The following is a 23,255-nucleotide window of genomic DNA, read 5'->3' as shown; positions in this document are numbered from 1 at the left end:
CGTTCCGATATCGAAAACGGTATCAGCAGGTCCCAATGAAAACGCCCTGCGGGCGCGTGGCGGCAGGGCGTGGGCTGTTTTGGCAGAGAGCTTACTCGGCGGAAAAGCGGTACACGGTTTGCGTCCGATATTCCTTACCCGGACGCAAGATGGTGTTCGGAAAGTGGGACTGGTTCGGCGCATCCGGGAAATGCTGGGTCTCCAGGCAAAGCGCGCTGCGGTAGCTGTTGGCGCGCAGCTTGCCGGGCTGCCTGCCGTCGAGGAAATTGCCCGAATAAAACTGGACACCGGGCTCCTGTGTGTACACCTGCATCACCCTGCCCGATTGCGGATCGCGCACGGTGGCGGCCAGGTTCAGCCCGTGATCTGCCTGTTTATTGAGCACAAAGTTATGGTCGTAGCCGCGGCCGATGCGCAGCTGCTCATGCGGCAGGGCTATGCTGTCGCCGATAATGGTGCTCTGGCGCAAGTCGAACGGTGTGCCGGACACGTCCGCCAGTTCGCCCGTGGGTATCGACCCCGCGTCCACGGGCAGGTAGCGGTCCGCGTTGATGGACAGCTCATGGCCAAGGATAGTGCCCTGCCCCGCCAAATTGAAATAGCTGTGGTTGGTCAGGTTGATCGGCGTGGCCTGATCCGTGACGGCATGGTAGCGCAGGCTCAGCGCGTTGTCGTTGTCCAGTTCGTACACGACGGTAACGTCCAGCTTGCCAGGGTAGCCGTCTTCGCCGTGCGGGCTGCTGCGCGTGAACGTGACGCCAACGACATCACCCCGGGTGAACGGCTTGGCCTGCCACATGACCTGGTGAAAGCCCTGGTTGCCGCCGTGCAAGTGATTCGGCGCGTTATTGACGGCAAGCTGGTAATCCTTGCCATCGAGGCTGAAACGTCCCTCGGCGATGCGGTTGCCGTAGCGGCCGATGACGGCGCCGAGAAAAGCGCCGTTGGCCAGATACGGTTCGATGCGCTCGAAACCGAGCACTACGTCGGCAAAAGTGCCGTCGCGGTCCGGCACGTGGATTTCGCTGATGATGGCGCCAAAGTCGAGCACCCTGACTTGCATGCCCTGGCGGTTCGTCAGGGTAAATACGCTGACGGGCTGGCCATCAGGCAGGGTGCCGAACGGCGCTTGCGTCACTGAAACAGAATCAACTGGGGTCATGGCGTCAGGTCCAGGTTTTACAGGGTCGATGAGCGGCCGAACACGGGCATGCCTTGCGCATCCCAGCGCAGCGGTTTGACAAAGGTGTGGCGGTCCGGGTTCCACAGCGGGTCGCCGACGATTTCCGTGTAGGTGCGGGCATGGTACACCAGCAAAACGCCGTTGCCGTCGTCGGCCGTCGTAAAGCTGTTGTGGCCGGGGCCGTAGATGCCGTGCTCATAGCAGGTGGCAAACACGGGCTCGGGCGACTTGCTCCACGAAAACGGGTCGAGCAAGTCGGCGGACTCGTCGGCCCACAGCAGACCCATCGCGTAGTTTTCATCGGTGGCGCTGGCCGAGTAGCTGATGAAGATCTTGCCGTTGCGCTTCAGCACGGACGGCCCCTCGTTGACCCAGAAGCCGCGGATTTCCCAGTCAAACTCCGGCTTGCTCAGCATCACGGGCGGGCCAGCCAGCTGCCACGGCGTGGCCATCGGCGCGATGTACAGGTTCGAATTGCCCTCGATGGCCACGTCTTTCTGCGCCCACAGGTAGTACAGCACGCCGTCGTGCTCGAACGTGGTGGCGTCCAGGCAGAAGGTGTCGATGCCCGTGTCGATCTGGCCCATGAATTCCCACGCGCCTTCGAGCGGATTCGCATGCGTATTGCGGATCGCATACATGCGGTGCTGGAACAGTTTATGTTTGATCTCGCGGCTCGGCGCGGCGGCGAAATACACATACCAGGCGCCCTGGTTGAAGTGCAGCTCGGGCGCCCACACCAGCTCGCTGTACGGCCCCGTTTCCGGCTTGTGCCACACGTCGACCGTTTGCGCGTCGGCCAGGCCGGCGATACTGTCGGCGCGGCGCAGTTCGATACGGTCGTACTGGGGCACGGACGCCGTAAAGTAATAGTAGCCGTCGCTGTGGCGGTAGATATGCGGGTCGGCGCGCTGTTCGATCAGCGGTTTCAAGACGTCTGCCATGTTGTTTACTCCATTCAATTATTCTTACGCGGCCACGTAGCCGCGCTTGTGCATTTCCGACTTGACGCCGCTGTAGTACGTATCGCTGATGCGGTATTTGAACATCAACAAGCCCATCAGCAAGTGAAAGAAGCCGGGGATGATCGACAGCATCAGGGCGATGCCGTTCAGGGCGAATTGCGTTTGCTCATGGTTGGGCTGGTAGTCGAAATACGCGAGCAGCACGCCCACCAGGCCGCCCGCCACCGCCATGCCCGCCTTCTGGCACACGGAAATGCCGCCAAAGGCGAAGCCGGAGACGCGCTTGCCCGTTTTCACTTGACCATAATCAATGGTTTCCGCGATGGCCGACCAGAATACGGGCGCATGCAAGTCCACCACGAAGGAGAGCAGGAAATACAGGGCGAAGGCCAGCACGGTATCGCTCGGTTTTACCAGGAAATAGATCGCCAGGCTGATCAGCGCGACGCCGATCTGCGTGTAGCGGAACAGTTTTACCTTGCAATAAAACTTGGTGATCCAGGTCGAGGCGATCATGGCCAGGATGGCGGCCACCACGCCCGTGGTCAAAAAGGCGGCGACAGTTTCCGTGCTGCCGCCCAGATAGTATTTCGCGTAATAAATGGCGACGGAGCCGCGTACGACATAGCCGATGGTGCCCGTGACGCACACGCCGCACAGCACCAGCCATTGGTCGTTTTGCAGCAGCACTTTCAATTGATCGAGCAGCGATTGCTTTTCCACCACGTGCACGACCCTCTCGGTGGTGGAGAAATAGCAGAACAGGAACAGGGCAACGCCCATGACGGCCATTACGGCCATGGCTGCCTGGTAGCCGACGGCCGGATTGCCGCCGCCCCAGCGCTGCGACAGGATGGGTACGACGATGGTCACCATGAAGGCGCCGATCTTGGCGAAGAACAAGCGGTAGCCGTTGGCCGACAGGCGGTCCTGCGGGTCGCTGGTCAGGCCGCTGATCAGGGAAATGTAGGGGATGCCCACGCCGGCCGTCATGATGGTCATCAAAATATACGTCGAATATGCCCAGATCAGCTTGGCGTCATACTGCCACTCGGGCGTGCTGAAGACAAAGAAGACGCTGACGCCATACGGCACGGCCAGCCACAGCAGATACGGCCGGTAGCGGCCCGAGGCAAAGCTGTAGCGGTCGGTGATCTGGCCCATGACCAGATCGGCGATGGCGCCGATGACTTTCACGGCCACAAACAGCAGGGCCAGGTCGGTGGTTTTCAAGCCATAGATATCGGTATAGAAAAAGGTGATGATCAGCATCATCGACGAAATGACGACATTGAGCGCCATGTCGCCGGCGCCGAAGCCGACCTTTTCAACGGTAGATAATTTTTGCGTCTCCATGCTTTCCGTCCATTCTTTTTATGATGAATCGTGCGTGACTGCCCAACTGACAGGGGCGTTGCCGGCCGAAACCATGGCAACGCCCTTGGATACTGCTTTTTTCACTCATGTAAAACGTTCAGGGCAAGGCGCGTTGCCGAAGACAGTACGAGGAGTACGGCGAGGCAATGCAACGCAGCCATGGACGCTTTACATTTTCCAGCGCAGGGATAAACCGACTGTCCGGTCATAGCGGCGCGTATCGCGCGCATACACGCCCGGCGTGTTCCAGTAATCCTTGAACTTGGTGTCGAGCAAGTTATTACCATCGAGGGTCACGGTGAACTGGTCGTTGATTTTGTACGACAGCGATCCGTCGAGCTGGGCTGTGGCCGCCACTTTCAGGTCCAGGCCGGGGCCGCCCTGGTTGTAGCTGTCGATGAATTTCGAGCGCCAGTTGTAGGCCAGGCGACCCGACCACGCATCTTTTTCGTACAGCAGCACCAGGTTGTAGGCATAGCGCGATACGCCAGTGATGGCATGGCTGCCCGTCTCGTCGTCCGTGGTACCGCTCATGTAGGTGCCGTTCGCTTGCAAGCCCAGGCCGCTCAACAAGCCCGGCAAGCCGTCATAAAACTGCTGGTAGCCAATTTCCAGGCCCTGCAACTTGCCGGCCGCCGTGTTGTACGGGCGGTCCACGTCGTAGGTCTTGCCGGCGATGGTTTCGCTGGAAATGCGTTGCTGGATATAGCCGTCGAACTTGTGGTGGAAGACGGTGGCCGTGACGGAACCGCCTGGCGCGAAATACCATTCCAGCGCGGCGTCGACATTGTCGCCCGTGACCGGTTTCAAGTTCGGATTGCCGCCCGCGCCTGTCGCTTTCACCGTTTCCGTCGAGTTGACGAGGGCCACGCCCGGGTTCAGCTGGGAAAAGCCGGGGCGGCTGATGGTGCGGCCCGCAGCGAAGCGGCCGACCAGGTCGCCGCGCAGCTTGATTTTCAGGGCCACGCTCGGCAGCACATCGGTGCTGGCCGTGTCGCTGATGACAGGCGTGTAGACGCCATCTTGCGAACTGTTGCCTTGCAAGCTTTGCTCGGTGCGCACGACGCGCACGCCCAGGGTGCCGTCGACGGGATATTCGGCCAGCTTGAAGGCGATTTTCGCCTTGGTATAGATGGAATACGTCTTTTCCGTATCCTTGAAAAACGAGCCCGGGTCCATGGCGCGCGCCGCGCTGCTGCCCGTGACGGCTTCGCGGATCGTGCCCGTGTTATTGAGCAGGAAGCTGGCGCACGGCGTGTACCACTGCTTCAAACCATAGTCGGGGCCGCCACTGGACATCGGTTCCGACAGGCAATTGAGGCCGGGAATCGACGTCACGCTCTGGCGGCTGAACGGAAACGCGGCACCGGAAACGTCCGGTGCTTCCGCATTGCCCTCGAAACTCTTGATCGATTCGGCCTCGCGCTTCACGCCGCGCAGGCCGACGCTGATTTCCTTGAAGATACCGCCGGCACCCGGCGTGTACGCCAGATCGGCGCGCACGTCGTTCGAGCTGCCCTGATCCCGGCCGTAACGGTCGAAAAAGCCCTTCAAATAGTAATTCGACGGGTCTTGCAAATCGATGCCCGTGTAGTCGACGTGCAAGGTGCCGTTCTGGTTGGTATTGATGCGGGCATTCGGCACGACGGTGATGGCATCGAGAATCGGGTTGCGCCAGGCATAGGTGCTTTTGGTGCTGGCCACTTCCGACGTGAAACGCCATTCCGGGTTGATATCCCACAAGCCACCCACGGCAAATTGATGCGTCTTCGTCTGGTTCTTGTTCGCCTGCGTTGACATGATGGTGTTGACGTTGGTGGAAGTGAGCGTTTGCAACTGGTCGGTGCCGGGAATCTTTGTGGCCGACACGGGCGTGCCCCACCATGGCAAGCCGACAAAGTAATCGGACTCGGCATCGAGCAGGAAGCGCGTGGCCATGCCTTCCGCGTACAGTTCGACGTCGGCGTTCGGGCGCCATTGCAGCACGGCATTGGCGGTCGTGCGGCGGCGGTCGCCCTTGATCGGCAACAAGCCCACCTGATCCGGCCCCGTCAAACCGGGCAACAGGAAACTTTTATCCACAGGCGCCGTATTGAATGCGCGCTCTTCGTGGTAACGGTGCTGCTGCTGCGACAAGCCCAACAGCGCACCCACTTCGCCGATGCCCGTCTTCCAGCGGTTAGCCACCATGCCGCTGATGTTCGGGTCCGTGGCTTTCGATTTGTCGCTGTAGACGGCGCGCGTATTCACGCTGGCCGTGAAATCCTTGAAGTCGAACGGACGGTTGGTGCGCACGTCGATGATGCCGGCCACGCCGCCTTCGACCTGGTCCGCGCCCTGCGACTTGTACACGTCCACGCGCTGCAGCATGGTGGCGGGAATGTCGGCCAGGTTGACGTAGCGGCCCGTGGTGGTGAACAGTTCGCGGCCATTGAGCAGGGTCGTGACATCGCGCAAGCCGCGGATCATGACGGCGCTGGCCTCGCCCGAATCGCGGCGGATCTGGATGCCGGAAATGCGCGCCAGGGTTTCGGCTACATTGTTATCAGGGAATTTGCCGATGTCGTCGGCCACGATGGAATCGATGACCTGGTCCGAGCGCATCTTGATCTGCTGCGAATTCTGCGCCGAGCGGCGCACGCCGCTGACGGTCACGACCGACACTTCCGCAGCCGGCTCGGCACTGGCGTCCGCCGCCACCGCCTCCTGCGCCCAGACCGATGCCGTGCTCAGCAAGCCAATACCGGCCAGTGCCGCAACGGCTGCCTTCAATGTGAATGGACGAGGGGAAGTGGCCGCGAGCGGGCCGGTGGCGTTGCGCATCATGAATCTCCAGATATTGTATTGATATTTTTTATGTCGCTTGCATGTCGTTCGCATGCTCGGCGTTTATCTTAGGGGCTGGGAGATAATCTCTCCAATCAATTTTTCCACTGTTTCGATATCAATTTTGATATCGGCGGCTGAGGGACTTGAGAGGTTGTAAAGCGACAACGGCAGGGGCGTCAGGGGTATTTTTCAGAAGAGGGTGCATAAAAAAGTGCCAGTATCGACATGAGCTGGCGCACGGTGCCCATGACGAGCAGAAACGGACACGTGCCGCTGCAAGCATCTTTCTCGATCGAAGGTGTTGAGATATTGGATTGGCGCGCCGCGCATGCCAAAGAACAGCGCAGACAAGTGACTCACAGCGTGACAAACCCTGTCGGGTTTGTTCAAATCACTATGGAGAACATGGCATGCAGCCGCATGACAATGCTGGCTGGATAAAACGGGAGTCTTGATTTGTCTGGTGCGGCTGGCGGGGATCGAACCCACGACCCTTGGCTTCGGAGGCCAATACTCTATCCACTGAGCTACAGCCGCGTAGGGGGAATTTCTGAAGTAATGCGAAGGATACCGTTTTTCTTTACCTACGTCTACGGAAACTGTCGTATCGCTGGCAATTGCATGTCGCTGCTCAATTTTTGTGCCTATAATTGTGGGTTTCATAAAGGTTTACATACAAGCATGTAAAAATGCTACCTTACACGGCCATCAGTTTCAAATCTGGACTAAGGACATCATGAGCGACGCACATAACGAACAACAATCAGCGATCAAAACGCCTAAACAATTGCTTGCCGCCGTAGCTGGCTTCTTCCTCATCACCGTCATCGGCATCATCCTGCTGGTGCAGTTCGTCACGGCGCAAAAACTGACGGGCGCCGGCACGGACAGCCAGTCGCCGGAAGCCATTGCCGAGCGCTTGAGCCCGGTGGCCAATGCCGGCTTTACCTTCAAGGATGCCAGCGGTCCGAAAGTGCTGCAAAGCGGCGAAGCCGTGTACACGGCGACCTGCGTGGCGTGCCATGGCGCCGGCGTGGCCGGTGCGCCGAAATTTGGCGACGCGGGCAGCTGGTCGGCCCGTCTGGCCCAGGGCTACGATACGGTCCTGAAACACGCCATCGAAGGCTTGCGCGCGATGCCTGCCAAGGGCGGCAATCCCGACCTCGACGATGTGGAAGTAGCGCGCGCCGTCGTCTACATCGCCAACGCGTCGGGCGGCAAATTCAAGGAACCGGAAGTGCCGGCACCGGCCGCTGCCGCGGATGGCGCTGCTCCTGCCGCAGAACCTGCCAAGTAAGCAACGTGCAGTATCAAGGAACCGCCCGGATGGGCGGTTTTTTTTTACCCGCAATTTGCGCCAGATCAAACGACGTAAAAAAGCCGCCCGGCTTGCGCGGGGCGGCTGGCAACTTATGCCTGGGACAAGCGTCTTACCACATGATGACGCGGTCTTTTGGTGGCAGATACATCTTGTCGCCCGGTTTCACGTCAAAGGCTTGATAGAAGCCGGGCTGGTTGCGCATGGTGCCGTTGGCGCGGAACTGGCCTGGCGAGTGCGGATCTGTTTTCAGCAAGACCAGTTGCTGCGCTTCGCGCATCTTCATGCGCCATACCTGGGCAAAGCCAGCATAAAAACGCTGCTCGCCCGTGAAACCGTCAATGACGGGGGCTTTCTTGCCGTTCAGCGACAATTTATACGCTTTGTACGCGATCGCCACGCCGGAATTGTCGGCGATGTTTTCGCCCAGGGTCAGCTCGCCGTTGACGAAGTGGTCCTTGACGGGGCTGAAGCTGTTGTACTGCGCCACCAGCTGCTTGGTTTTCTTGGCGAAGTTTTTATGGTCTGCCTTGGTCCACCAGTCGCGCAGGTTGCCGTCGCCGTCGTACTGGGCGCCCTGGTCGTCGAAGCCATGGCTGATTTCATGGCCGATCACGCCGCCGATGGCGCCGTAGTTGACGGCGTCGTCCGCGCTGGCGTCAAAGAACGGCGCTTGCAGGATGGCGGCCGGGAAGACGATTTCGTTCATTTCCGGGTTGTAGTAGGCGTTCACGGTCTGCGGCGTCATGCCCCACTCGTCGCGGTCGATGGGCTGGCCCAGCTTGTTCAATTCGCGGTTGTAGTTGAGCAGGTGTGAACGCTGGATGTTGCCGATCAAATCGTCCGACGCCACCGTCAGGCCCGAGTAATCACGCCATTTGTTCGGATAGCCGATCTTGGTGGTGAACTTGGCCAGCTTGATTTGCGCCTGTTTCTTGGTGACAGGGCTCATCCAGTCGAGCTTGTCGATGCTTTGCTTGTACGCCGTCATCAGGTTTTTCACCAGCGCTTCCATGCGCACCTTGCGCTCGGCCGGGAAATATTGTTCCACGTACAGCTGGCCCACGGCTTCGCCCAGCGCGCCTTCGACGGCGCCCACGCCGCGTTTCCAGCGCGGACGCATTTCCGTCACGCCCGTCAGGGTGGTGCCATAGAAGGCGAAGTTTTCATCGACATACGCTTTTGGCAGGTAGCCTGCGTTAGCGTGCAGCAAGTGCCATTGGAAGTATGCTTTCCACGTTTCCAGCGGCGTCTTGTTGGCGATCTCGGCAAAGCCTTTCAGGTAGCTGGGCTGGCTGACGATCACGTAATTGACCTTGCCGGCAATGCCCGTATCCTTCAGGTAGCGGGCCCAGTCGTAGCCTGGCGCCACGGCGGCCAGTTTCGCCAGTTCCACCTTATTGTAGGTCTTGACGGGATCACGATTCTGCACATTGCTCCATTGCGCCTTGGCCAGTTCCGTTTCCAGCGCCAGGATGGCCTTGGCATTGGCGGCCGCGTTCGCATCACCTGCCAAACTGAGCATTTTTTCCACGTGGGCCAGGTACTTGGCGCGCGTGTCGGCCTTGCCTGCTTCCAGGTAGTAATCGCGGTCAGGCAAGCCCAGGCCGCTTTGCACGATGTCGGCCACGTATTTGGTGGAATCCTTGGCGTCCTGGTGGATGGCGAAGTCGTAAGGCGAGGTCACGCCCAGCTTGCTGAAGTGCGCGATGACGGCCGGCAATTCCGCCTTGTCCTGCAGCGCGGCGATCTTCGCCAGCTCCGCGTTCAAAGGGGTCAGGCCCAGGCTTTCCAGCTTGGCTTCGTTCATGAAACTGTTATAAAAATCACCGATTTTCTGCGCATTCGAACCGGCCGCGCGGGCCTTGTCGGCGGCAGCGCCTTCAACGATGCCGCGCAGCTGCGTTTGCGTATCGTCGGCCAGCTTGGCAAAGCTGCCCCAGCTCGACTTGTCGGCTGGAATGACGGTTTCCGCCAGCCATTTGCCATTCAGGTGCTGGAACAAATCGTCCTGCGCGCGCACGGCAGGGTCGACGTATTCGACGGCGATGCCGGACGTCAGCGCCGCGGCGGCGACAGCCGTGGCGGGAGCGGCAGCAGCTTTCTTCGCAGAATCAGCGGCGCCAGCCATGCCGGACACGCCGGCCAGCAAACTCAGGGTCAATGCACTTAACAAATAACGATTCACGGTTGTCCTCTATATTATATTGTGTGGAATATAAGGGTCAGAAGGCCCAAGGCTTCTGGCCCGGTTTTTGACTGTAGCATACCGGCCGAAACGACAGAAAAAACTTTGGCCAGAATGCAAAAAAGACCACGCGAGGTGGTCTTTTCTGTTGTTACAGTAGTACGTTTTCTACGACGTGCACGTGATTACCAGATGATGACGCGGTTTTCCGGAGCGACATACATCTTGTCGCCCGGTTTCACGCCAAACGCTTCATAAAAACCTGGCTGGTTGACCATGGTGCCGTTGGCGCGGTACTGGCCCGGCGAATGCGGATCGGTCTTGATCTGCACGATTTGCTGCGCTTCGCGCATCTTGCTGCGCCACACCTGGCCAAAGCCCATGTAGAAGCGCTGGTCGCCCGTCAAGCCATCGAGCACGGGCGCCGGCTTGCCGCCCAGCGAGATTTTATAGGCTTTATAGGCGATCGCCACGCCCGAGTTGTCGGCGATGTTTTCGCCCAGGGTCAGGGCGCCGTTGACGTGGTAGCCAGGCAATGGGCTGTAGCCATCGTATTGCTTAGTCAGCGCGTCGGCCTTGGCCGCGAAATTCTTGCGGTCGGCCGGGGTCCACCAGTCGCGCAAGTTGCCGTCGCCATCGGACTGGCTGCCCTTGTCATCGAAACCGTGGCTGATTTCATGGCCGATAACGGCGCCGATGGCGCCATAGTTGACGGCGTCGTCCGCGTTGGCGTCAAAGAATGGCGGTTGCAGGATGGACGCGGGGAAGACGATTTCATTCATCGTCGAGCTGTAATAGGCGTTCACCGTTTGCGGCGTCATGCCCCACTCTTCGCGGTCGATCGGTTTGCCCAGCTTGGCCACCTGGCGCGCGGAACCGAAGTTGGCGGCGCGCATCATGTTACCTACCAGGTCGCCCTGGACGATCTGCAGCTTCGTGTAATCGCGCCATTTGTTCGGATACGCGATCTTCGGCGTGAACTTGGCCAGCTTGGCTTGCGCTTCCTTCTTGGTTTCCGGGCTCATCCAGTCCAGGGTGTCGATGCTGTCCTTGTAGGCGGCCAGCACGTTTTTCACCAATTCCTGCATGTGCGCCTTGCGCTCCGCAGGGAAATATTGCGCGACATACAGTTTGCCGACGGCTTCGCCCAGCACGCCTTCGACGGCGCCCACGCCACGCTTCCAGCGCGGCTGGTTTTCCGTCACGCCGCTGAGCACCGTGCCGTAGAAGGCAAAGCTTTCGTCGACGAAGTTTTTCGACAGGTAGCTGGCATAGCTGCGCAGCAACTGCCATTCGAAATACGCTTTCAGGGTGTCCAGGTCGCTTGAGGCCAGCACCTTGTTGTAGCCGGCCAGGTAGCTCGGCTGGTTGACGATGACGTAATCAACCTTGTTGACGATGCCCAGGGCGGCCAGGCCGGACTTCAGGTCGTAACCGGGAGTGAGGTCGTTCAGCTTGTTGATGTCGGTCTTGTTATAGCGTTTCACGGGATCGCGGTTCTCGACCTTGGTCCATTGCACTTCGGCCAGGGCCGTTTCCAGCGCAACAACAGCCTTGGCGCGGGCAGCGGCGTTCTTGTCGCCGGCCATGGCCAGCATCTTTTCCACGTGCGCCTGGTATTTCTCCTTGACGCCAGCCTGCTTGGCTTCCAGGTAGTAATCGCGGTCTGGCATGCCCAGGCCGCTCTGGCTCACGTACGCCGCATATTTCGTCGAGGCGCGGGCATCCTGGCCCACATAGACGGCGTACGGGGTCGACACGCCCGTCTGGCTCAGGTGGGCGATCAGGGCCGGTACGCCCTTCTTGTCGCGCAGCGAGCGGATGCGGTTCAGTTCGCCGGCCAGCGGCTTCGTGCCCAGCGCTTCGAGCCTGGCTTCATCCATGTAGCTGGCGTACAGGTCGCTGATTTTCTGCGCTTCGGAACCGGCCTTCTTGTTTTTGTCCTGTTGCGTGGCGACGATGATGCCGCGCAATTGCGGCGTGGTGTCATCGCGCAGCTTGGCGAACGAACCCCAGCTCGACTTGTCGGCAGGAATCTCGGCCGTGGCCAGCCACTTGCCATTCAAATGGGTGAAGAAGTCGTCTTGCACGCGCACGGCAGGGTCGATGTACTGCACATCGATGCCGGAAACGACGCCAGCGGCGGCAGGCGCGACGCTGGGCGCCACGGTCGGGGCGGCCACGGCGGATGCGGGTTCGGCGGCATGGGCAAACGCAGCCAACAGGGTCAGGGTCAGACTGCTTAAGAGATAGCGATTCACGGATTGTCCTTATGGGGCATGTCAAAGAGACCGGGCGGATAGCTGCGGGCGGATAGCCTGCCGCGCCAGGCGCTGCAGGAATGTAGCACGCGACCATGCCCTTTGACCATCCTTGCCCCCCGGACTGCTCCTCAGTTACCGGGCAACGTCATGCCGGCGCCGCCGCTGCCCATGCTCACGCCCGCACCGCCCATGCCGCCCATTCCCCCCTTGCCGCCCTTGCGCCCGCCGTGCTCGCCACCGGGCGCGCCGCGCGACTCGCTGCGGGGCGCGGCGGCGTCCATCACGCGCGCCATCTGGCCGGCGATGAACTGGGCCACCATCTGGCGCTGGTTCTCGTCGAGGGCATCGTTGACGCTCAGCCACCATTCGCGCAGCTGCTTTTCTTCGGCCAGGCTCTGCGTGCTTTCCGTGTCCAGGCCGGCGAGCAAGTCGCGCAACTCCAGCCGGGGCGTTTGCAAACCCTGCGTCACCGCCGCTTGCAGGCGTTCGCGGCGCGCCTTGCGTTCGCGCAACAGTTGGCGCGATTTCCCTTCCACCTGTTGCCACAAGGTGCTTTGATTCGCATTGAGCTTCAATTCCGTCTTGAAATCGGGCGCCATGGGCAACAAGTCTTCCAGGCGCATGTCGGCAATCGGCACGGCCGAGGCGGTCAAGGCGGTCGCACCCAGCAGCAAGGCCAGGCCGAAACGGCGCACGGCGGGGAGAAAGGTCAACGAGGTCATGGGGGCTCCGGATAAAAAAAAGCCTGCGTCCGCAGACGCAGGCAAAACCACTTCGGGTCGAGAATGCGAGTCCACTATAGGGCCGCGGCACACGCTTTTTTTCGACTCTTACAAATGCTTACTCCCCTCAAGAGTAACTATACATCGCATACAAAACCGCAACATATGGCAAGCTGACCGCCCCGTTTTCGCACGTAGACTGGGCCCAGGCACGCTTTTTCCACGACCGGCCCACGCCGGCAGAGATTCAGGTCTATACTTTCAACAAAGCGCCGCTCCACGGGGACTGGCGCTTGTGCAAGACACGCTAGCTGCAAAGGTGCAATGATGGGCAAACTCAAAAATACCGGCTTGATCGGCCTGGGCGTGGTGGCCGGCGTCGCCGTGTCGCTGCAATTTTCCGCCATGGCGCAAAAAACCGTCGAGCCGCCCCTGCCGCTGGAAGAGTTGCGCCAGCTGGCCGATGTGTTTGGCCTGATCAAGTCCGATTACGTGGAACCCGTCGAAGACAAGAAACTGCTGGAAGACGCCATTTCCGGCATGGTTGCCTCGCTCGACCCCCATTCCGCCTACCTCGACAAGAAAGCCTACGCCGAGCTGCGCGAAGGTTCCGAAGGCAAGTTCGTCGGCCTGGGCATTGAAATTGGCCTCAGCGAAGACGGCTACATCAAGATCGTCTCGCCCATCGAGGATTCGCCCGCCTACCGCGCCGGCATCAAGGCCGGCGATCTGATTACCCGCCTCGACGGCCAGCCCGTGAAAGGCGTGAGCCTGGACGACAACGTCAAGCGCATGCGCGGCGAGCCGGGCACCAAGGTGTCGCTGACGATTGCCCGCAAGGATGAACCGCAGCCGCTGGCCTTCACCATCACGCGCGAGGAAATCCATCAAAAGAGCGTGAAGGCGAAGATCGTCGAGCCGGGCTATGCCTGGCTGCGCGTGTCGCAATTCCAGGAACCCACCGTCGACGACATGGCCGCGCAGATCACGGCGCTCTACCAGCAAGACCCGAACCTCAAAGGCATGGTGCTGGACCTGCGCAACGATCCGGGCGGCGTGCTGCAGGGCGCCATCGGCGTGTCGGCCGCCTTCCTGCCGAAGGACGCGGCCATCGTCTCGACGAATGGCCAGCTGCCGGACTCGAAACAGGTGTTCTACGGCCGCGCCGAATACTATACTTTCCGCTCGGAAGGCGATGCCCTGGCGAAATTGCCAGCCGCCATCAAGAAAGTGCCGCTGGTGGTGCTCGTCAACACGGGTTCGGCTTCGGCCTCGGAAATCGTCGCCGGCGCCCTGCAGGATTACAAGCGCGCCACCATCATCGGCACGCAAACCTTCGGCAAGGGTTCCGTGCAAACCATCCGCCAGTTGACCGCCGACACGGCCGTCAAGCTGACGACGGCACGCTACTACACGCCGAACGGCCGCTCGATCCAGGCCAAGGGCATCGTGCCCGATTTGCTGGTCGATGAAAATGCGGACGGCGACGGCCTCAACGGCTTGCGCATCCGCGAAGCGGACCTGACCAAGCACCTGAGCAACGACCGCGACAAGGAAAGCACCAAGGCGGCCCCCGTCAACGACGAGATGGAAGAGCAATTGCGCATCATCGCCCTGGAAAAGACCCGCAAGCCGCTGGAATTTGGCAGCAAGGACGATTTCCAATTGCACCAGGCGCTGAACCACCTGAAGGGTTTGCCGGTGCAACTGGCCAAGGCCGAACCGGTGGTGGTGCAAGCCGACGTCAAGAAAGAACAGAAAAAGTAAGCAGTACTGACGGGGGGCGCCATGCCCTCCGGTCAGCCGTCCACGCGACAAAAATCAATCTTCCGCCACACTTCCCCTGCCCCGCAACACGAAACTCTCTACAGTCGAGCCTGTTTGTGTAAAATTTGCTTCACTTATCGGCGCCACGTCGATTGCCAAATTTGAAAGTTTAACCATGAAACAAGTCGTCATCAGCGGTACCGGACTGTACACGCCGCCATTTTCGATCTCCAACGAAGAGCTGGTCACCTGCTTCAATGCCTACGCGGAAAAATTCAATGCCGACAACGCCGACGCGATCGCCGCGGGCACAGTGACGGCGCTGGACCTGTCGAGCGTGGCCTTCATCGAAAAGGCGTCCGGCATCAAGTCGCGCTTCGTGATGGAAAAGGAAGGCATCCTCGATCCGGCGCGCATGGTCTCGCGCATTGCGGAGCGGGGCGATGACGAGCTGTCCCTGCAGGCGGAAATGGCCGTCGCCGCCGCGCGCGATGCGCTGGCCCGCGCCGGCCGCACGCCGGCCGATATCGACATGGTACTGGTCGCTTGCAGCAACATGCAGCGCGCCTACCCGGCCATGGCCGTGGAAGTGCAGGATGCGCTGGGCATCGATGGTTATGGTTTTGACATGAACGTGGCGTGCTCGTCCGCCACCTTCGGCATCCAGCAAGCCGTGGCCGCCGTGCAAAGCGGCCAGGCACGCGCCGTGCTGGTGCTGAATCCCGAAATCACCAGCGGCCACCTGAACTGGCGCGACCGCGACAGCCATTTTATTTTCGGCGACGCCTGCACGGCCATCATCGTGGAAGCGAAAGACACGGCCGTCTCTACGCACCAGTTCGAGATCATCGGCACGGAACTGAAAACGCGCTTCTCGAATGCCATCCGCAACAATTTCGGCTTCCTCAACCGTTTTGACGAATCCGGCGTGGGCAAGGCCGATAAATTATTCCGCCAGCAAGGCCGCAAGGTCTTCAAGGAAGTGTGCCCGATGGCCGCCGAGATGATCAAGGCCACCCTGGCCAAGGCCGGCGTGGAAGTGGCGCAAGTCTCCCGCTACTGGCTGCACCAGGCTAACCTGAACATGAACCTGCTGATCGCGCGCCTGATCCTGGGCCGCGACGCGGAAGCCAACGAAGCGCCCGTGATCCTCGACACCTACGCCAACACCTCGTCGGCCGGTTCCATCATCGCCTTCCATAAATATCAGGATGACATGGCGGCGGGCGCCACGGGCGTCATCTGCTCGTTCGGCGCCGGCTATTCCATCGGCTGCGTGGTCGTGCGCAAGCTCTGAGCGCATGGGTGTAACATCGCCTGACTCCTGAATTAGGCGATGTTCGAGGTGGATGACATGCGTTCGTGGCCACCTGGACGAAGATATAGCACAGGTTTTTTGCATTAAAGCCGCAGGAAATTTTCCGGCAGGGGCTTTGATGCGTTTATACTTGGTCGCTGAGCAACATCTTTTTCTACCCGCACGTCCCCATAAGGAACCCCACACGCATGCCCCATGACATCAGCCTGATCACCACCATCGCCGCCGCCCTCGGGTTCGGCCTCATCTTCGGCTTCATCGCCGCGCGCCTGAAACTGCCGGCCCTGGTCGGCTATCTGGCCGCCGGCATCATCATCGGACCGGCCACGCCCGGTTTTGTGGCGGATGCAGAAATAGCGGGACAATTGGCGGAAATCGGGGTGATGCTGATGATGTTCGGTGTCGGCCTGCACTTTTCCATCGAAGACTTGTGGGACGTGCGCAAGATCGCGCTGCCCGGCGCCATCCTGCAGATCGGTGTCGCCACGGCGATGGGCATGGGCCTGGCCCACTGGTGGGGCTGGACCCTCGGTGGCGGACTGATCTTCGGCCTGGCCCTGTCCGTGGCCAGTACCGTGGTGCTGCTGCGCGCGCTGGAAGAACGGGGCATCCTCGACTCCCTGAATGGGCGCATCGCCGTCGGCTGGCTGGTGGTGGAAGACCTCGTCACCGTGCTGGTCCTCGTGCTGCTGCCGGCGTTTGCCGGCGTGCTGGGCGGCAAGGTCGCGCCGGATGCCGAGGCCGTCAGCCTGTGGCAAACCCTGGCCATTACGCTGGGGCAAGTAGCCGGTTTCATCGTCTTCATGCTGGTAGTCGGCCGCAAGCTGTTCCCGTGGATCCTGTGGCAAGTGGCGCGCACCGGCTCGCGCGAGCTGTTCACCCTGTGCGTGATCGCCGCCGCCGTCGGCATCGCCTACGCTTCGACCAAGCTGTTCGGCGTGTCGTTCGCGCTGGGCGCCTTCTTCGCCGGCATGGTGCTGCGCGAATCCGAACTGAGCCACCGCGCCGCGGAAGAGTCGCTGCCGCTGCGCGACGCGTTTGCCGTGCTGTTCTTCGTTTCCGTCGGCATGCTGTTCGAGCCGAATATCCTCATCGACAAGCCCCTGCAAGTGCTGGCCGTGTGCGCCATCATTATCTTCGGCAAGTCGATTGCCGCCTTTTTGCTCGTGATGGCGCTGCGCTATCCGCCGAAAACGGCCATCATCGTCTCGGCCAGCCTGGCGCAGATCGGTGAATTCTCATTCATCCTGGCCGCGCTGGGCCTCTCCCTGGGCCTGATGCCGCAGGAAGGCCAAAGCCTGATCCTGGCCGGCGCCATCCTTTCCATCGCCCTCAACCCGCTCGTCTTCAGCATGGCCAAGCCGCTGCTGCGCGTGATGAGCAACAGCGATTTCGCGCGCAAGTTCGAACGCACCACGGACCCGCTGGCCGAGCTGCCGATGACGGTGCCGCAGGAAAAACTGTCGGGCCAGATCGTTCTGGTCGGCTATGGCCGCGTGGGCCGGCGCATCGCCGCCGCCCTGATGGAACGGGGCATCCACTTCGTCGTGGCCGAGGAAAACCGCGAAATCGTCGACCAGCTGCGCAAGCAGGGCATCCCGGCCGTGGCCGGCAATGCGGGCGAACCGGCCGTGCTGATCCAGGCGCACATCACGCACGCCACCATGCTCGTCATCGCCACGCCGGACACCTTCCACGTGCGCGCCATGATCGAGACGGCGCGCGCGCTGAATCCGAGCATCATGACGGTGGTGCGCACGCATAGCGAGGAAGAGGCGGAATTGCTGCGCGCGGAAAACGCGGGCAAGGTATTTATTGGCGAGCACGAGCTGGCCAATGGCATGGCCGAACACGTGCTGCAGAGTTTTGATGCGGCGAAGAAAGGGCATGGCGGGCATTAAGCCGGCACCCTTTCCATCCAGCAAGCCTGCCCGCTACCCAGCCGGCAGGCTTTCTTTTTACAGGCTGGCGGCCAGCTCCGCCCCTTCCCGTATCGCCCGCTTGGCGTCGAGTTCCGCCGCCAGCGCGGCGCCGCCAATCTTGTGGAAGCGCGGACCGCCAGTGGCCAGGGGCTTGCCATCCTTGTCGGCGGGCGGCATGAGTTCCGTCAGGCTGTCCTGGCCGGCGCAGATGACCACGTTGTCCACCGCCAGCAGGCGCTGCTCGCCGCCCACGGTGATGTGCAAGCCCTGCTCGTCGATCTTGTCGTAGCTCACGCCAGCCAGCATGGCCACGCCATTTCTCGCCAGCGCCGCGCGGTGCACCCAGCCCGACGTCTTGCCCAGCCCCGCGCCCACTTTCGACGTCTTGCGCTGCAACAGGAAGATTTGCCGCACGGGATCGGGCGCGACGGGCGGCACCAGGCCGCCGCCGGTGGCCGCGTTCAAGTCCACGCCCCACTCGCCCGCCCACGTCGCCACGGGCTGCGGCAGCGGATGCGCCGGGTCGTGCAATAAATACTCTCCCACGTCGAAGCCGATGCCGCCCGCGCCGATGATGGCCACGCGCGCGCCCACGGGTTTCTTGGCTTGCAGCACATCCAGGTACGACAGCACCTTCGGGTGGTCGATGCCGGGAATGGCCGGCAGGCGCACCTTGATGCCGGTGGCGACGATGACGTCGTCATAGCCGCCGGCCAGCAACTGCTCGCGCGTGACGCGCTGGCCCAGGCGCAGCTTGACGTCCAGCAGTGCCAGCCGGCGCGCAAAATAGCGGATGGTTTCCGTGAATTCTTCCTTGCCGGGAATTTGCATGGCCACCTTGAACTGGCCGCCCACGCTGTCGCTGCTGTCGAACAGGGTCACCGCGTGCCCGCATTCGGCGGCCACGCAGGCGGCGGACAAGCCGGCCGGGCCAGCGCCGACGACGGCCACCCGGCGCGGCACGGCCTTTTTCGCGTACACGAGTTCCGTTTCATGGCAGGCGCGCGGGTTGACGAGGCAGCTGGCACGCTTGTTGGCAAAGGTATGGTCCAGGCACGCCTGATTGCAGCCGATGCAGGTGTTGATCTCGTCGGCGCGGCCGGAAGCGGCCTTGGCGACAAAGTCGGGGTCGGCCAGGAAGGGGCGCGCCATCGACACCAGGTCGCAGTCGCCCCGCTCCAGGATGGCATTGGCTTCGTGCGGCATGTTGATGCGGTTCGACGCCACCACGGGAATCGTCACTTCGCGGCGCAATCGGCCCGCCACGGAAGCGAAGGCGGCGCGCGGCACCGAGGTGACGATGGTGGGCACCCTCGCCTCGTGCCAGCCGAAGCCGGTATTCAGAATGGTCACGCCGGCCTGCTCCAGCGCCTTGGCCACCGTTACCACGTCCTCCCAGGTGTTGCCGCCCTCGACCAGGTCGAGCAGGGAATGACGGTACATGATGATGAAGTTGGGGCCGACGGCGGCGCGGATGCGGCGCACGATGTCCACGGGCAGGCGCATGCGGTTCTCGATCGTGCCGCCCCAGCGGTCCTGGCGCAGATTCGTGCGCGCGCACAGGAACTGGTTCAGCAAATATCCTTCGCTGCCCATCACTTCGATGCCGTCATAGCCCGCCTTTTGTGCCAGGCGCGCGCAGCGCACGTAGTCGCAGATGGTGCGCTCGATGCCCCGCTCGCTCAGGGGACGGGGACGGAACGGCGAAATCGGCGATTTCTTGGCCGACGCCGAAACGACGAATGGCTGATAGCCATAGCGGCCCGCATGCAGGATCTGCATGACGATCTTGCCGCCCTCTTCGTGCACGGCGCGCGTCACCTTGCGGTGGTTCGGCACGTCGCCGAGGAAATTGAGCGTGCCGCCGAACGGCAGCAGCCAGCCCTGGCGGTTCGGCGAGATGCCGCCCGTGACGATCAGCCCCACGCCGCCGCGCGCCCGTTCGCGGTAAAACGCGGCCAGCTTGCCATAATGATAAAATCGGTCTTCCAGGCCCGTATGCATGGACCCCATGATGACGCGGTTGCGCAAAGAGGTAAAGCCCAGGTCAAGCGGGGCCAGCAGGTGGGGATAGGCAGTCATGGTGATCGGTCCGGTAGAGGTGGTATGCAGGCCGTACGGTAGCAAGCATTGCCGATCGCCGCAGTGTATTTCTCTAGACCGGGAGTTCTAAATCGCCCGGCGCACGGGCCGGCGATGCGTACAGCTTGTGCCGGGCGCAAGTTTCCCGTAGGCTAGGTGCATGACGCGACTCTTCCTTTGCCTGCTGATGCTGTGCGCCGTCCCCGCGACCGCGCTGGCACAGGCGATACGCCTGGACAAGCTGAAGGTCGACGTCAAGCGCATCGAGGTCGACGGGCAGCGCATGTATGAAGTCGATGCCAGCGGCAGCGTGCAGGCGCCGCCGGCGTCCGTGTGGAAGACCCTGACCACCTACGAGCGCATGAGCGAATTCGTGCCCGACCTCAGTTCCTGCCGCGTGCTGTCGCGCAACGGCAATGAAGTCATCATCGAGCAGCAGGGCATGGCGCGCTTCCTGTTCATGAACCACCCCATCCACCTGGTGGTGCGGGCCACGGAAACGCCGTTCACGGCCATCGACATCGCCCTGATCTCCGGCGACATGCGGCACTACGAATCGCGCTGGAATTTGTATCCCATCCCCGAGACGGGTGGCACGCGCATCGTCTTTTCCAGCCGGCTGATGCCAGGCTTCTATGTGCCCGGCATGCTGGGCACGACCATGATACGCGGTGATATCGAACGCATGATGGCGGCAGTATTGGCTCGCATCGACAGCCAGTACGCGGATAAATCGGGCTAAAATTACGCCAGATACGTGTCGCGGTCGCGGATTTCCGCGAAGTTTTCCAGGCTGCCCAGCTTGACCGTGACGGGATTCAGGCTGGCCTGCGGCTGCATCGAGCGCCAGGCGAACAGCCATTCCTGCTCGGCTGCTTCGGCGCGCGTCTTGGTGAAAGCGGCGCCCAGGGCGGCGCGCTGGCCATACTCAACGACGCCATCGATGCCTGCCCAGCTGGGCAAGGTGCGCTGCACGGCGCGGTGCAGGCGTTCGCCGAATTCTTCCGTATTGTGGATGATCAGACAGGCGTCGGCCGGGGCGAACAGGTCGAACAGTTGCTTGTCCCACACTTGCGAAAAACTCAGGGTCAAACAATTTCCCGCAGGCATCAGGCGGAACTGGCCCAGGCTCAGCGCCAGCTCGAGTTCGCTGCGCTGGCCGTAGCGGTGCAGGGTGGGGGGACGTTTGTAATCGTGCATGCTGGACTCGTTCTTCAATAGTAGGGTAAACCGGCGCGCCGCTTACCGTGGCGGGCGGATATGGCGCCGGATGCGCTGAGCCGTCGCGGCCAGATAAATTTCGCGCAGTAAATAAATAAAACAGCCGATCAGGCAAATCACGGCCAGCACAAAGAAGGCCGCGATGTATTTGTCCAGGGTCAGGTTCAGAATATCGCCCAAAAACAGCATGGCGATGATGACGCAGACGAAGAAACCGCACGCCGTGCTCAGCGAAATCGAATAATTGATCAGATGGGTACGCTGATACAAGGTATCGAGCTCATCCATATAGAAATCGTTGTAGCCGATGTCGAGCCGGTCTTCCAGCACGCGCGTACGGTCGATGATACGACCCAGGCGGTTGGTCAGCACCACCAGCATGGTGCCGATACCGGTCAACAGGAAAACCGGCGCAATCGCCAGCTGGATGATATGGCCGATGTCGCCGATCTGTATGTTCATGGATAAAAAGTCGTGGGTTCACACCGGCGCCCGACCTTGGCGCCAGCACAGGCCATAGTGTAGCAGGTGGCGCACGCCGGCTGGCCGCTTTGCCAACCGGCGTGATCTGGCGTCATGCGAAGCCGCGCCCCGGCACGAAGCGCTCGGTGGCGCGCACCAGCGCCGAAGCGATGCCGTGCTCGAGCGCGCCATGGCCCGCGTCGGGGATCATTTCCAGCTGTGCACCGGGCCAGGCTTGCTGCAGGCGGTAGGCCGACAGCGGCGGGCAGATGGCGTCATAGCGTCCCTGCACGATGACGGCCGGCAAATGCGCGATACGCCCCATGTTGCGGATCAGCTGGTCTTCCTCGAAGAAACCGAGATTGGCCATGTAGTGCGATTCGAGCCGGCCCACGCCCAGGTCCAGCGCATCGTTCGGCGCATCTTCCGGCTGCGGCATCAGGTACACGCGGCGCCCTTCGAAGCGGCTCCAGGCGCGCGCGGCCGGCCAGTACACGGCGGGATCACTGCTGAGGATGCGTTTCACGTAAGCCGCCAGCAAGTCGCCCCGTTCCTCGGCTGGAATAGGCGCGGCGAATTCTTCATACAGTTCCGGATAAAACCAGCGCACACCCTCGATGAACCAGTCGATTTCCGCTTGCGTGCACAGAAAAATGCCGCGCAGCACGAAACCGAGGCACGCTGCCGGATGCGCCTGGCCATACGCCAGGGCCAGGGTCGAGCCCCACGAGCCGCCAAACACCAGCCATTGGGCGATGCCGAACTGGGCGCGCAAGCGTTCGATATCGGCGATCAGCAGCTGCGTCGTGTTGTTGCGCCATTCGCCCAGCGGCGTGGACTTGCCGGCGCCGCGCTGGTCGAACAGGATCACGCGGTAGCGCTGCGGGTCAAAAAAGCGGCGATGCTGCGGCGACAGGCCCGCGCCCGGGCCGCCATGCAGGAACAGCACGGGAATGCCGTCGGGATTGCCGCACTCTTCCCAGTAAATGGTGTGGATGTCATCGACCGCCAGCATGCCGTGCCGGTTCGGCGACAGGACGGGAAACAGGGGGGACAAAGAATCGGGCATGGCGGTCCTTAGAATGGCAGTCAGGGCGCCAGGCACGCGTCCTGGCAACTGTTCCAATTATAGTGCGCCGCCAGCGCCTCAGGCCAGCAGCAAGGGCAGGCGGTTCGACGACTTGATTTCGCGCATCGACAGGCTGGACTGGATTTCCGCCACGCCAGGCAGGCGGCGCAGCACGGTCGAGACGAATTCGCCATACGCTTCCAGGTCGCGCGCCACCACTTGCAGGAAATAATCGGCTTCGCCCGCCACATTGTGGCACGACAATATCTCGGGAATCGTCGCGATGGCTTGCTCGAACTGCGACGGCTGTTCGCCGCCATGGTTGGCAAACACGACGCGCACAAACGCCACCAGGCCGATGCCCAGCTTCTTGCGGTTGAGCAAAGCCTGGTAGCCGGTAATAAAACCTTCCTCTTCCAGGCGGCGCAAACGGCGCCAGACGGGGGTTTCGCTCAGTTTCAAGCGCTCGGCCAGGCGCGCATTCGACAGCCGTCCTTCATCCTGCAACAGCCTGAGTATCTGTAAATCGGTGGCGTCGAGGCTAACTTCTGAAATTTTCATCTAATTT

At 61.5% G+C, this 23,255-nt stretch carries 17 protein-coding genes and 1 tRNA gene; 5 read left to right on the top strand and 13 right to left on the bottom strand.

The window, feature by feature from the left end:
• Positions 1-91: 91 nt before the first annotated feature.
• From SJI03_RS06305 to SJI03_RS06285, 5 genes are all read right to left on the bottom strand, one after another.
• On the bottom strand, positions 92-1,162 hold the full coding sequence (locus tag SJI03_RS06305; RefSeq protein WP_322426582.1) for an aldose epimerase family protein: 1,071 nt from the start codon (positions 1,160-1,162) through the stop codon (positions 92-94).
• Positions 1,163-1,179: 17 nt separating this feature from the next.
• Positions 1,180-2,127: a glycoside hydrolase family 43 protein gene (locus SJI03_RS06300; RefSeq protein ID WP_322426581.1), complete on the bottom strand. Its 948-nt coding sequence runs from the start codon at positions 2,125-2,127 to the stop codon at positions 1,180-1,182.
• Positions 2,128-2,151: 24 nt separating this feature from the next.
• The gene (locus SJI03_RS06295; protein WP_099377790.1) at positions 2,152-3,504 is read right to left on the bottom strand and encodes an MFS transporter; all 1,353 of its coding nucleotides are present in this window, start codon (positions 3,502-3,504) and stop codon (positions 2,152-2,154) included.
• Positions 3,505-3,693: 189 nt separating this feature from the next.
• The gene (locus SJI03_RS06290; RefSeq protein ID WP_322426580.1) at positions 3,694-6,351 is read right to left on the bottom strand and encodes a TonB-dependent receptor; all 2,658 of its coding nucleotides are present in this window, start codon (positions 6,349-6,351) and stop codon (positions 3,694-3,696) included.
• Positions 6,352-6,815: 464 nt separating this feature from the next.
• Positions 6,816-6,891: transfer RNA gene (locus tag SJI03_RS06285), tRNA-Arg, on the bottom strand.
• A 199-nt stretch (positions 6,892-7,090) separates the two neighbouring features.
• Here SJI03_RS06285 and SJI03_RS06280 point away from each other — a divergent pair.
• Complete coding sequence (locus tag SJI03_RS06280; RefSeq protein WP_046681924.1) at positions 7,091-7,651, top strand: c-type cytochrome; 561 nt, start codon at positions 7,091-7,093, stop codon at positions 7,649-7,651.
• A gap of 133 nt (positions 7,652-7,784) precedes the next feature.
• On the opposite strand, the gene SJI03_RS06275 is transcribed toward SJI03_RS06280, so the two are convergent.
• The 3 genes from SJI03_RS06275 to SJI03_RS06265 all read right to left on the bottom strand — a co-directional run bounded on the left by SJI03_RS06275 (position 7,785) and on the right by SJI03_RS06265 (position 12,846).
• Positions 7,785-9,860, bottom strand: coding sequence for a M13 family metallopeptidase (locus tag SJI03_RS06275; RefSeq protein WP_322426579.1), 2,076 nt, complete (start codon positions 9,858-9,860; stop codon positions 7,785-7,787).
• A 185-nt stretch (positions 9,861-10,045) separates the two neighbouring features.
• A complete protein-coding gene (locus SJI03_RS06270; protein WP_322426578.1) occupies positions 10,046-12,121 on the bottom strand; it encodes a M13 family metallopeptidase in 2,076 nt (691 codons plus the stop codon).
• A 131-nt stretch (positions 12,122-12,252) separates the two neighbouring features.
• Positions 12,253-12,846, bottom strand: coding sequence for a hypothetical protein (locus tag SJI03_RS06265; RefSeq protein WP_322426577.1), 594 nt, complete (start codon positions 12,844-12,846; stop codon positions 12,253-12,255).
• Positions 12,847-13,170: 324 nt separating this feature from the next.
• On the opposite strand from SJI03_RS06265, the gene SJI03_RS06260 reads away from it, so the two are divergent.
• The 3 genes from SJI03_RS06260 (at position 13,171) to ybaL (ending at position 17,832) form a co-directional block, all read left to right on the top strand.
• Positions 13,171-14,613: a S41 family peptidase gene (locus tag SJI03_RS06260; protein WP_099377780.1), complete on the top strand. Its 1,443-nt coding sequence runs from the start codon at positions 13,171-13,173 to the stop codon at positions 14,611-14,613.
• A 175-nt stretch (positions 14,614-14,788) separates the two neighbouring features.
• Complete coding sequence (locus tag SJI03_RS06255; RefSeq protein ID WP_322426576.1) at positions 14,789-15,910, top strand: beta-ketoacyl-ACP synthase III; 1,122 nt, start codon at positions 14,789-14,791, stop codon at positions 15,908-15,910.
• Between the two features lie 209 nt (positions 15,911-16,119).
• Positions 16,120-17,832, top strand: a complete 1,713-nt coding sequence (ybaL, locus tag SJI03_RS06250; RefSeq protein WP_099377778.1) for a YbaL family putative K(+) efflux transporter — start codon at positions 16,120-16,122, stop codon at positions 17,830-17,832.
• Positions 17,833-17,889: 57 nt separating this feature from the next.
• Here ybaL and SJI03_RS06245 read toward each other — a convergent pair whose 3' ends face one another.
• Complete coding sequence (locus SJI03_RS06245; RefSeq protein WP_099377777.1) at positions 17,890-19,935, bottom strand: NADPH-dependent 2,4-dienoyl-CoA reductase; 2,046 nt, start codon at positions 19,933-19,935, stop codon at positions 17,890-17,892.
• A gap of 160 nt (positions 19,936-20,095) precedes the next feature.
• Between SJI03_RS06245 and SJI03_RS06240 the strand changes: the two genes are divergently transcribed.
• Complete coding sequence (locus SJI03_RS06240) at positions 20,096-20,677, top strand: SRPBCC family protein (RefSeq protein ID WP_233516116.1); 582 nt, start codon at positions 20,096-20,098, stop codon at positions 20,675-20,677.
• Positions 20,678-20,679: 2 nt separating this feature from the next.
• Here the strand turns inward: SJI03_RS06240 and SJI03_RS06235 are convergent, their stop codons facing one another.
• From SJI03_RS06235 to SJI03_RS06220, 4 genes are all read right to left on the bottom strand, one after another.
• Positions 20,680-21,135, bottom strand: coding sequence for a hypothetical protein (locus SJI03_RS06235; protein ID WP_099377775.1), 456 nt, complete (start codon positions 21,133-21,135; stop codon positions 20,680-20,682).
• Between the two features lie 42 nt (positions 21,136-21,177).
• Positions 21,178-21,618, bottom strand: coding sequence for a DUF2721 domain-containing protein (locus SJI03_RS06230; RefSeq protein ID WP_035823621.1), 441 nt, complete (start codon positions 21,616-21,618; stop codon positions 21,178-21,180).
• Between the two features lie 112 nt (positions 21,619-21,730).
• Complete coding sequence (gene pip, locus SJI03_RS06225) at positions 21,731-22,687, bottom strand: prolyl aminopeptidase (protein ID WP_322426575.1); 957 nt, start codon at positions 22,685-22,687, stop codon at positions 21,731-21,733.
• Between the two features lie 78 nt (positions 22,688-22,765).
• Positions 22,766-23,248 carry an Lrp/AsnC family transcriptional regulator gene (locus tag SJI03_RS06220; protein WP_034752896.1) on the bottom strand — a complete coding sequence of 161 codons (483 nt, stop codon included), beginning with the start codon at positions 23,246-23,248 and terminating at the stop codon, positions 22,766-22,768.
• Between the last annotated feature and the right edge of the window lie 7 nt (positions 23,249-23,255).

It is taken from the genome of Janthinobacterium sp. GMG1, from assembly GCF_034427795.1.
Taxonomy (GTDB): domain Bacteria; phylum Pseudomonadota; class Gammaproteobacteria; order Burkholderiales; family Burkholderiaceae_D; genus Janthinobacterium.
The sequence above is the reverse complement of the archived record's forward strand: the minus strand, read 5'-3'. Positions and strand labels throughout refer to the sequence as shown.

Bases quoted from the DNA above. Each gene is read 5' to 3' on its own strand.
- SJI03_RS06265 (WP_322426577.1), bottom strand. From the start codon at position 12,846: ATGACCTCGTTGACCTTTCTCCCCGCCGTGCGCCGTTTCGGCCTGGCC.
- SJI03_RS06240 (WP_233516116.1), top strand. From the start codon at position 20,096: ATGACGCGACTCTTCCTTTGCCTGCTGATGCTGTGCGCCGTCCCCGCG.
- SJI03_RS06230 (WP_035823621.1), bottom strand. From the start codon at position 21,618: ATGAACATACAGATCGGCGACATCGGCCATATCATCCAGCTGGCGATT.
- SJI03_RS06300 (WP_322426581.1), bottom strand. From the start codon at position 2,127: ATGGCAGACGTCTTGAAACCGCTGATCGAACAGCGCGCCGACCCGCAT.
- SJI03_RS06260 (WP_099377780.1), top strand. From the start codon at position 13,171: ATGATGGGCAAACTCAAAAATACCGGCTTGATCGGCCTGGGCGTGGTG.
- pip (WP_322426575.1), bottom strand. From the start codon at position 22,687: ATGCCCGATTCTTTGTCCCCCCTGTTTCCCGTCCTGTCGCCGAACCGG.
- SJI03_RS06220 (WP_034752896.1), bottom strand. From the start codon at position 23,248: ATGAAAATTTCAGAAGTTAGCCTCGACGCCACCGATTTACAGATACTC.
- SJI03_RS06280 (WP_046681924.1), top strand. From the start codon at position 7,091: ATGAGCGACGCACATAACGAACAACAATCAGCGATCAAAACGCCTAAA.
- SJI03_RS06245 (WP_099377777.1), bottom strand. From the start codon at position 19,935: ATGACTGCCTATCCCCACCTGCTGGCCCCGCTTGACCTGGGCTTTACC.
- SJI03_RS06295 (WP_099377790.1), bottom strand. From the start codon at position 3,504: ATGGAGACGCAAAAATTATCTACCGTTGAAAAGGTCGGCTTCGGCGCC.
- SJI03_RS06290 (WP_322426580.1), bottom strand. From the start codon at position 6,351: ATGATGCGCAACGCCACCGGCCCGCTCGCGGCCACTTCCCCTCGTCCA.
- SJI03_RS06305 (WP_322426582.1), bottom strand. From the start codon at position 1,162: ATGACCCCAGTTGATTCTGTTTCAGTGACGCAAGCGCCGTTCGGCACC.
- ybaL (WP_099377778.1), top strand. From the start codon at position 16,120: ATGCCCCATGACATCAGCCTGATCACCACCATCGCCGCCGCCCTCGGG.
- SJI03_RS06235 (WP_099377775.1), bottom strand. From the start codon at position 21,135: ATGCACGATTACAAACGTCCCCCCACCCTGCACCGCTACGGCCAGCGC.
- SJI03_RS06255 (WP_322426576.1), top strand. From the start codon at position 14,789: ATGAAACAAGTCGTCATCAGCGGTACCGGACTGTACACGCCGCCATTT.